The organism is Vreelandella songnenensis (assembly GCF_003002925.1).
Classification (GTDB): Bacteria; Pseudomonadota; Gammaproteobacteria; order Pseudomonadales; family Halomonadaceae; genus Vreelandella; species Vreelandella songnenensis.
Genome location: NZ_PVTK01000017.1, coordinates 1 through 9,812 on the forward strand (window position 1 = coordinate 1; position 9,812 = coordinate 9,812).

At 47.4% G+C, this 9,812-nt stretch carries 10 protein-coding genes; all 10 read left to right on the forward strand.

The window, feature by feature from the left end:
• The first annotated feature begins 93 nt into the window (after window positions 1-93).
• Window positions 94-3,063: a T6SS effector BTH_I2691 family protein gene (locus tag B0H98_RS17235; RefSeq protein WP_279628416.1), complete on the forward strand. Its 2,970-nt coding sequence runs from the start codon at window positions 94-96 to the stop codon at window positions 3,061-3,063.
• Between the two features lie 10 nt (window positions 3,064-3,073).
• Complete coding sequence (locus B0H98_RS16620) at window positions 3,074-3,808, forward strand: hypothetical protein (RefSeq protein ID WP_106376188.1); 735 nt, start codon at window positions 3,074-3,076, stop codon at window positions 3,806-3,808.
• 373 nt (window positions 3,809-4,181) lie between these two features.
• On the forward strand, window positions 4,182-4,415 hold the full coding sequence (locus tag B0H98_RS17140) for a hypothetical protein (protein WP_208623640.1): 234 nt from the start codon (window positions 4,182-4,184) through the stop codon (window positions 4,413-4,415).
• A 10-nt stretch (window positions 4,416-4,425) separates the two neighbouring features.
• On the forward strand, window positions 4,426-5,157 hold the full coding sequence (locus B0H98_RS16630) for a hypothetical protein (RefSeq protein WP_106376189.1): 732 nt from the start codon (window positions 4,426-4,428) through the stop codon (window positions 5,155-5,157).
• 613 nt (window positions 5,158-5,770) lie between these two features.
• A complete protein-coding gene (locus B0H98_RS16640; RefSeq protein ID WP_106376190.1) occupies window positions 5,771-6,388 on the forward strand; it encodes a hypothetical protein in 618 nt (205 codons plus the stop codon).
• A 477-nt stretch (window positions 6,389-6,865) separates the two neighbouring features.
• Window positions 6,866-7,099, forward strand: coding sequence for a hypothetical protein (locus tag B0H98_RS17145; RefSeq protein WP_208623641.1), 234 nt, complete (start codon window positions 6,866-6,868; stop codon window positions 7,097-7,099).
• 10 nt (window positions 7,100-7,109) lie between these two features.
• Window positions 7,110-7,838: a hypothetical protein gene (locus B0H98_RS16650; RefSeq protein WP_106376191.1), complete on the forward strand. Its 729-nt coding sequence runs from the start codon at window positions 7,110-7,112 to the stop codon at window positions 7,836-7,838.
• A gap of 317 nt (window positions 7,839-8,155) precedes the next feature.
• Window positions 8,156-8,431, forward strand: a complete 276-nt coding sequence (locus B0H98_RS16655) for a hypothetical protein (protein ID WP_106376192.1) — start codon at window positions 8,156-8,158, stop codon at window positions 8,429-8,431.
• A 10-nt stretch (window positions 8,432-8,441) separates the two neighbouring features.
• Window positions 8,442-9,179, forward strand: coding sequence for a hypothetical protein (locus tag B0H98_RS16660; RefSeq protein WP_106376193.1), 738 nt, complete (start codon window positions 8,442-8,444; stop codon window positions 9,177-9,179).
• A 551-nt stretch (window positions 9,180-9,730) separates the two neighbouring features.
• The coding region (locus B0H98_RS17370; RefSeq protein ID WP_217901937.1) for a transposase at window positions 9,731-9,812 on the forward strand (82 nt) is incomplete at its 3' end.

The window sequence follows — 9,812 nt, forward strand, 5'->3', positions numbered from 1 at the left end:
GATGGCTGGCTTTACGTCTGGGTAAGCGAGGAGGGAGAGACGCGTCTTGATGAGTACCTCATAGAAGGCGCTACGTTCAATGGGGCTTCTCACTTGACGTATCCCACCTACGTTTCTATCGCCATGGCATACTCTTCCATGAAGTGGACGGAGCGTATTCGCGAATACGTGCTGGAAAACGACGATGTTCGTCAACGCATCATGCGTTCCTTCAGTTTGATCAGTGCTATCAATGCGACAGGTGACTGCGCATCGTTCGCGCCCCACGCCGCGCCGATCACACAGCTTGGCCAGCATGTGGCGGATATTACGCCCAATGGCGCGGTGGATGGGTTTACCAGTACCACGGTTTCAACCATCGAAAGAGAGGAGGCGATTTCCGATAGCGACTCCGCTGATGAAGCCGAGAGCGTATATCGCCATTTGGAAGTCAAACCAGAGATTACGCAGGACAGCGTTCTCGGCAGTATCGATAATCACGATGAATCTATCTTTGTAGCACTTGATGATGACCTGGGCATTGTCAATGACCTGCACATGGCGCTAGCCGGGCGAGAGATGGAGTTGGAAGCGTTTCTAGATGAGCATGGGCATAAGCTACAGATTGCATCCGTTCTACAAACGCTTTGTGATTATCTGGATGACGACAATATTCCAGACGATGTCCGAGATGATCCTGCTAAAACAGCTCGGGCACGACAACTCACGGAAGATTTGAAGCAGGTTTTATCCGGTGAGACTTATAGTACAGAAAGCCGTGAGCAGCGCGTCATAGACATTTATGATGAGTTGGAAGCATTAGGTATTGAACCGCCTGACCCTGATGTTTTGAACGCTACAAGCCTCTTGCGTGATGACGTGCATTATGAAGAAGCCATTGACTATATCCATCGTCATCAGCCACAGCTAGAGCGTTTGCAAACTCATATCGAAAACAGCCTGGCCGACCTGATTATCTGGTTGGAACGTTTGCCATTGTCTGCTCAAGAACTCTGTTTCGATACGGTTGATGCCGACCAGAACCAAGCCATTCATGAATGCGGTTGTATGGCAATGGAAGCTGTTGGGGCAACGCAGACCGGCCGGGCGTGGTTGAACACGACATACCAGGCACGTGATTCGTTAATTGGCTTCGCAATGGGTAATTTTGATCCTGCTCTGACTGATGCCCTTGAAACCATAGCACAACACTTTATCGAGCATGGCACTGAAGATGGAAAGCCCGCCGACAATGGAGTTAGCGCTTCGAGCGTGGCGGAACGCACCGAGGCGTTCCGCGGTATTCTCAAGTATGAACAGGTGCAAAATCATGCCATTTACAAGGCCTTGGCGCCGCATGTGCGAGCGGCTTTTGATACCTTACGCGAAGGGGTAAGAGGGCCGACGCAAAAAATCTGGGAAAGTATCTCTTATCACTTTCTAGCGTCCTTGGGTGCCGGCGGGCAAGTGTCTTTAGAAAAAACAGCTAAAGCGCTGTGGCATCCTGTCATGGTCGTTCTTATTCACCCGGATTTAGCCTCATCAAGACTGGTACTCGATCTTGAGTACGAGATCAAACTTCGTGAATGGCATGACAACTCCAGGCGGATAATCAGGCAAATTAAAGAAGCAAACGATCAAGGAAATATTAATCGAGCAAATCGATTAGAGCAACAACGTCACCAACATGCCTATGACAAACCCAACCGCGTTGCTGCTGCAGACGATACCCTGGATCTTGATAAATCTGGCAATCAGATTCGCGCGAGTAATCTTGCAACTGCTGGCTTATATGAACAGCGCACAATAGAACGCTTAAGATTCACAGATGGCGCAAACGCAGCTCGACGTCATATCGCCGGTTTCATTGAGCGAATGGGGGGAGGGATGCCGCTTTTGATTGCCGGACTGAACCTCTATAACTTCAAGGAAGCAGCACGTACCGCAGACGAGGAAGGTATCGATGCGGCGGGAGCGAAAAATCTGGCCGCTAACGCAGGTTTTGCCGTAGGCGCCACCATGAGCCTATGGATCATGCCGTTTTGGAACAAACATGCTACGCGGCAATTTATGTTGTCAGGGGGCATGATAGCTGTAACAGAGGCTAGTATTACTGAATGGGCAGGCGAAGGGAGACACCAGGCGGCACGCCTGGCGGGTAAATTGGCCACGCGCGTAGCGGGCTTGTCGGCTATCGGGGCCATCTCTGCCGGGCTCGATACGTGGAAGAGTGCCAGCGATATATCTAGTGCCACCAGTACGAGTGAGCGCGTAGCGCTTTTTGCTAAAATGGGTGCAGGCGGTGTTATGGCCGGTACAGCCGCTGCTCAAATTGCTGGCGCCACCGCGGCTAGATCGTATGCTTTCGCATGGATATTGGGCGGCTGGGTCTCTGGTGTTCTGTTTGCGGCGGGCGTCATCCACCTTGTTGCCTCCTATTTTGCTGCCCGTTTTCACCGTGAAGGGGTCCGCTTGTGGCTCTATACCAGTATCTGGGGAAGAGGCGGTTATAAATGGGATGAGTCTGATGAGGGCCAAAATAACGAATGGCGCGCTTTGATGGAAACCCTGCTACGACCTTCTGTCAAATTAACGCAAGTAAGTCGTACAACATTTGATATGTCTCATGCGTCTAATAACAGTCCAGGCGAGATGAGTACTACTTATTATGGTTACTGGTTGCAAATCTCTTTCCCCGCTTCTTTAGCAGGGGATACCGTCAGTATCTCGGAGATCGGCCGAGATGGATTTTGGGCGCCTAGCGATAGCTTCGAGCGAAGCCCTCATCAACCCGGCGAGCAGGGAACCGTGCCCACTGCCAGTTTAGAATACGAATCGGACGATGTGCGAGTGTGGCAGGCTTGGGTACCGGCCAGCGAGCAAGAGAAAAGTGGGTCTTTTACTCTCACAGTAGAGTATAGCGAGACGCTGCTCTCATCAGGCGAAGACCGCTTACGTTTCACATTTTACAAGCCTGACGCTTCCGCAGGCAAAAAAGAGATCGAACCTAATGGTGAAGAAAATCGGGGTATCAGCGCGCCTACCCGCTTTGCCCTGACGGTCCCTCTAACCCCAGAAGAGTAAGGATACTGATATGTGGTTTATTCAGCCCAAGCAGGACTTCATTGCCGAAATGCCTTGGAAATATACAAATGAAAATGCCGTAGTGAGTTGGCAGATTAAAGCTCGCAATTATAACACTTCTGGCATGAATTTTATTTTAATTCCGATGGTGCTAGTTAGCCTTGGAATGGCGGGAGGAGGGGCGTATATTGGTTTTGTTTCTGAAGTACCAATGGCCATTGTACTATTATTTGGAATAGTGATGCTTTTAATTTTTATACCACTTTCTCTAAGTATCACTCATTATACTACCATCTTTATCTATCGTTTTACTGAAACGGTAGTGGAGGTGCATTCGTGGGAGCCGCGGGAGATATCCGGCAAAGCATTCCTGAAGTGGTCCGCGATTATTTTGCTACCTGTAGTAGTCGTTCTGGCATTGTTTGAACCAGCCTTGATACTTGCAGGTATCGGACCTTTGGGAATGGGGCTTATGGCTCTGCAAGCGGGATCGCAGCAGGCAAAGCAGAATAGCATTAAGCATCATTCGTTTTATTGGCAAGACGCCAACAAAATCTATCTTTATCCTGGAAGGGATATCATCGGCTTGAATGTCCCTTGGTATAATCCTGAAGAGGGAAAAATAATGCCTAAAGGCATTCGAAGGATCTATTGTAAAAAGGGTGAGCGAGAAGAAGTTTTAAACTTCTTTAAAGCTAAATTGCCAGATGTTGAAGTGGTAGAAGAGAAGTTTCATTTGCGATGATACTGATTTGGCTGCCGATGCAACACGAAACTACCCTACCGGCCGTGCCGTTTTTGAAAACTACTTCATGGAGTCGCTGCAGCATTTTGGATAGTATGTTAGATGCAACAAGACCAGCGCCGATAATCTCATGGTTTTACCGGCCAATGTGACGTTGGTAATAGGGTGCCGATAGCTGGCCGAGGCTCAATATGGCTACTGGTTAAAAATCTCTTTCCCCGCTTCTTTAGCGGGGGATACCGTCACTATCTCGGAGATCGGCCGAGAAGGATTTTGGGCGCCTGACGATCGCTTCAAGCAAAGCCCTCATCAACCCGGCGAGCAGGGAGCCGTCACCACTGCCGACTCAGAATATAAAGCGGAAGATGTGCGAGTGTGGCAGGCCTGGATACCGGCCAGTGAACAAGAAAAAAGTGGGTCTTTTACCTTTACTGATGAGTACAGCGAGACGCTGCTCTCATCCGGAGAAGACCGCTTAAGTTTTACCTTTTACAAGCCTGATGCTTTCGCAGCCAAAAAAGAGATCGAACCTAATGGTGAAGAAAATCGGGGTATCAGCGCGCCTACCCGCTTTGCCCTGACGGTCCCTCTAACCCCAGAAGAGTAAGGATACTGATATGTGGTTTATTCAGCCCAAGCAGGACTTCATTGCCGAAATGCCCTGGAGGTATACGAATGAAAATGCCGTAATGAGCTGGCAAATTAAAGCTCGCAATTATAACACCTCTGGCATGAATTTTATTTTAATACCAATGGTGCTGGTTAGTATTGGAACGGGTTTTTTTGGGTTCAATGTTGGTTCTATTGGTAGTGAAGGACTTTTACTCCCACTATTGCTAGGAGCAGTGTTTTTTTTATTTACAATATCACTTTCCCTGTTTATTACTCATTATACGACCATCTTTGTCTATCGTTTTACTGAAACGTTAGTGGAAGTGCATTCATGGGAACCGCGAGAGGTATCGGGCAAAGCATTCCTGAAGTGGACCGCGATTATTTTGCTACCTGTGGTAGGCGTACTGGCATTATTTGAGCCAGCCATGATAATTGCAGGTATCGGTCCCTTGGGAATGGGACTGATGGCCTTGACAGCTGGTTCGCAACAGGCAAAGCAGAAGAATGCTAAGCATCATTCATTTTATTGGCCAGACACCAATAAAATCTATCTTTATCCTGGTAGAGATGTCATTGAGTTGAATATCCCCTGGTATAACCCTGAGCTGGGTAAAATGATACCTACTAGTATTAGGCAAATTTATTGTAAAGAGGGCGAGCGTGAAGAAGTGTTCAGCTTCTTTAAAGCCAGATTGCCAGATGTTGAGGTGGTCGAAGAGAAGTTTCATTTGTAATGATGCTGATTTGGTTACTGGCGCGCATATACTTATCGACCGGACTGTTTTGCAAATTACTTCATAAAGTCACTGCAGCCCATTCGGACGATGTAATAAAAACAGTCGAGTCAGTACCGGTACTCTCACGGTTTTACCGTCTAGAGTGACGATGGTCATAGGATGCCGACAGTCGACCTGGACTCAATATGGCGATTGGCTAAAACCTCTTTCCCCGCTTCTTTAGCGGGGATACCGTCAGTATCTCCGAGATCGGTCGATATGGATTTTGGGCGCCTGGCGATAGCTTCAAGGGAAGTCCTCATCAACCCGGCGAGCTGGGAGCCGTGCCCACTGCCAGTTTAGAATACGATTCGGACGATGTGCGAGTGTGGCAGGCTTGGGTACCGGCCAGCGAGCAAGAGAAAAGTGGGTCTTTTACTCTCACAGTAGAGTACAGCGAGACGCTACTTTCGTCCGGATAAGACCGCTTACGTTCCACCTTTTACAAGCCTGATGCTTCCGCAGGCAAATAAAGAGATCGAACCTAATGGTGAGGAGACTCGGGGTATCAGCGCGCCTGCCCGCTTTGCCCTGACGGTTCCCCTAACCCTAGAAGAGTAAGGATACTGATATGTGGTTTATTCAGCCCAAGCAGGACTTCATTGCCGAAATACCTTGGAGGTATACGCATGAAAATGCCGTCATGAGCTGGCAAGTCAGAGCACGCAACTATGATATTTCCAAGAGTAGCTTGGAGTTAATAGTGTTCGTGCTTATGGCATCGGGAGGGGGGTATGTGATGTTTTTATTCGTTGAGTCGTTGTTAGCCTCATTTTTGCTAGGATTTGGTATGTTTCTGCCTTTCTTTTTACTTGGCTTAAGTGTAACCCATTACACTACCATTTTCGTTTATCGTTTTAGTGAAACGTTAGTAGAGGTTCATTCCTGGAAGCCACAGGATGCTGCAGCTAGCACATTCTTGAAGTGGATCGCGATTATTTTGCTACCTGTGGTGGGCGTGCTGGCATTGTTTGAGCCAGCCTTGATAATTGCAGGTATCGGCCCTTTGGGAATGGGGCTCATGGCTCTGCAAGCGGGATCGCAGCAGGCAAAGCAGGATAATATTAAGCATCATTCGTTTTACTGGCAAGACGCCAACAAAATCTATCTTTATCCAGATAGAAATATTATAGGTTTGAACACTCCTTGGTATCACCCTGAAAAAAAACAATTATTCCTAATGGAATGAATGCAATTTATTGTAAAGAGGGCGAACGTCAAAAAGTGTTTAAATTCTTTAAAGAAAGATTGCCAGATGTTGAGGTGGTAGAAGAGAAGTTTCATCTGTGGTGATGCTGATTTGGTTGCTGATGCAACACGAAACTACCCTACCGGCCGTGCCGTTTTTGAAAACTACATCATGGAGTCGCTGCAGCATTTTGGATAGTATGTTAGATGCAACAAGACCAGCGCCGATAATCTCATGGTTTTACCGGCCAATGTGACGTTGGTAATAGGGTGCCGATAGCTGGCCGAGGCTCAATATGGCTACTGGTTAAAAATCTCTTTCCCCGCTTCTTTAGCGGGGGATACCGTCAGTATCTCGGAGATCGGCCGAGACGGATTTTGGGCGCTTGGCGATAGCTTCAAGCGAAGTCCTCATCAACCAGGCGAGCAGGGCGCCGAGACCATTGCCGACTCAGAATATAACGCGGAAGATGTGCGAGTGTGGCAGGCCTGGATACCGGCAGCCGAGCAAGCTAAGAATGTCCCCTTTATCCTCACAGTGGATTATTCTGAAACGTTGCTATCTTCAAATGTAGATCGCTCAAGCTATACCTTTTATAAAACCGATGCTGCCTCTGGCAAGAAAGAAATTGAACCTAATAGTGAGGAAAGTCGTGGGGTTAGTGCGCTTGCCCGTTTTGAACTCACGGTTCCCATGACCCAAGAAGATTAAGGATACTTATATGTGGTTTATTCAGCCTAAGAAAAGCTATATTTCGCAGATACCATGGAAATATGCGGACGAAGCAGCAGTCATGAGCTGGCAAGTTCGTGCGCGAAATTATAATACTTTTGTGGCAAATATTCTGTTAGCAATTTTAGTTTTGATTTCATCTTTTTTTATTTTTTCCTTATTAATGTCAGGCGATGAAACGATTTTATCGGCTACTCTATTCGGACTCGGCGGGCTAATAATGGCAATATTGATACCAATGAGCATGACCCATCAGACGACCATCCTTGTTTACCGGTTTACAGATCAGCATGCAGAGGAATGTTCTTGGAAACCCCAGATGGAGGCTTTGAAACCATTTTTAAAATGGTCGGCTATTATCTCGATGCCAATTGTTCTAGTGCTGATACTTATGGATCCGTCACTGCTCATTACCAGCCTGGGGCCGCTGGCAATGGGCTTTGCAGCCTGGATGATTGGCACGTCAAAAGGTTATCAAGAACTGCATGGAATGCAACACCACGACTACGATTGGCGTAAAGCTGATAAAGTTTACCTATATCCGGGAAGAGATATCATTGGTTTGAATGTGCCTTGGTATCACCCTGAAATGGACGAGATGATACCGGAAGGTATCAGGGAGATTTATTGCAAGAAAGGTGAGCGCGATAAAGTGTTGGGTTTTTTGACAAGCAATCTTCCATGTATCGAGGTTGTAGAAGAAAAGTTTCATCTGTGACGGCGGGATATAAGTGATTAAGAGCGTGAACTCGATTGTAAAGAACAGAGCAGGGCTCATGAATTATAAAGATAGCTATATCACCACAAGCGTCACTGATGTGGCGCTTGGCTTGTGCCATGATGTTATTTTGTGACTGAATATATTGCCGAGCATCACATAATAAAGTAAAGCGCTAACTCAGTTGGGTACAATTCGCTTTTCTCGCTTTGCTGGCAGGTGAAACCGTCAAATTTTCTGAGAATGCCCGAGGCGGTTTCTGGGCACCTGCCAACAGTTATAAACAAAGTCCCACTCAACAAGGTGAGCGGGGGACTATGCTACCTGCTGACGCTGGCTATGACACTGATGATGTACGAGTATGGCAAGCCTGGATTCCCGCCAGTGAACAAGCCGAGCGCAAGCCGTTTGTACTGACGGTCAATTATGCAGAGACGCTGTTCGCATCATCAGAAAGCAGCTTGGGCTTTACCTTTTACAAGCCGAATGCTGCCCGAGGCAAAAAAGAGATCGAGCCGAATAGCGAAGAAGGCCAGGGCATTAGCCTGCCCACCCGCTTTGAAATCACGGTGCCCATGAGTTTAGAAGAGTAAGGATATTGATATGTGGTTTATACAGCCCAAGCAGGACTATATTTCTCAGATACCATGGAAACGTGCAGACGAGCCTGCCGTTATGAGCTGGCAGATTAAAGCGCGTAATTATAATGTTTTTGTGGCAAATGTTCTATTTGGGGTGCTTTTTATAGTGTGCTTCATTTCTGCGTATCTTTCTTCTTTCATAGGGTGGAGCTTTTTGTCTAGTGCTCTGATGGGGGTGGGGATGTTTGTTTTTTCTATTTTTCTTACAATGAGCATGACCCATCAGACGACCATTCTTGTTTACCGGTTTACAGACCAGCATGCAGAGGAATGTTCCTGGAAACCCCAGATGGAGTCTGTGAAACCATTTTTAAAATGGTTGGCTATTATCTCGATGCCAATTGTTCTAGTGCTGATACTTATGGATCCGTCACTGCTCATTACCAGCCTGGGACCGCTGGCGATGGGCTTCGCGGCCTGGATGATGGGGACATCAAAGGGGTATCAAGCGCTGCAGGGTACCCAGCACCATGAATATGACTGGACGAAAGCAGAGGAGATTGTGGCTTGGCGTAAGCGTAATTTAATTGGTTTGCGATTTACTTATCTTAATGATGAAGGAGGAGAGTACTCTACGTATAGCACGATTTACTGCCAGCCGGAAAATTTCGATGAAAATGTTGAGTATTTTAGAAATGCTTTACCCGCCACTCCTTATCAAGAAAGAGAGCTAAAAGTCTTTAGTAATTTTGCTTTATGATGAAGAGTAGAGTAATAAGGGGTGTTGGGATGTTTTTTATTTTTAGGGTACCCCAAACGCCAATGAAAAAAGATACAAGCGTCTGAGAGAGTAGAAGTACAAGGGGCGAGAAAAATATGATTCCAAGGTCAAGAAAGCCGCGTAAAAATCCCCTTCCCAGCCTTGCTAGCGGGTGAAACCTTCATGCTATCCGAGAATGCCCGAGGTGGTTTCTAGACACCTGCCAGCAGTTATGAACAAAGTCCCACTCAACAAGGTGAGCGGGGGAGCGTGCTACCCGCTGACGCTAGCTATGACACTGACGATGTACGAGTATGGCAAGCTTGGATTGCCAGTGAACAAGCCGAGCGCGAGCCGTTTGTACTGACAGTGAATTATGCAGAGACGCCGCTCGCATCATCAAGAAAGCAGCTTGGGTTTTACCTTTTACAAGCCGAATACCGCCCGAAGTAAAAAAGAGATCGAGCCCAATAGCGAAGAGGGCCGACGTCACCCCCTGATTGAGTAGCGCTACACTTTAGAGTCCGATCCTATGCGTAAGGAGATTGGACATGAAGAAGCGTTTCAGCGAAGAACAGATCATCGGTTTTCTGGGCGAAGCCGAAGCAGGACTGCCCATCAAGGAGCTATGCC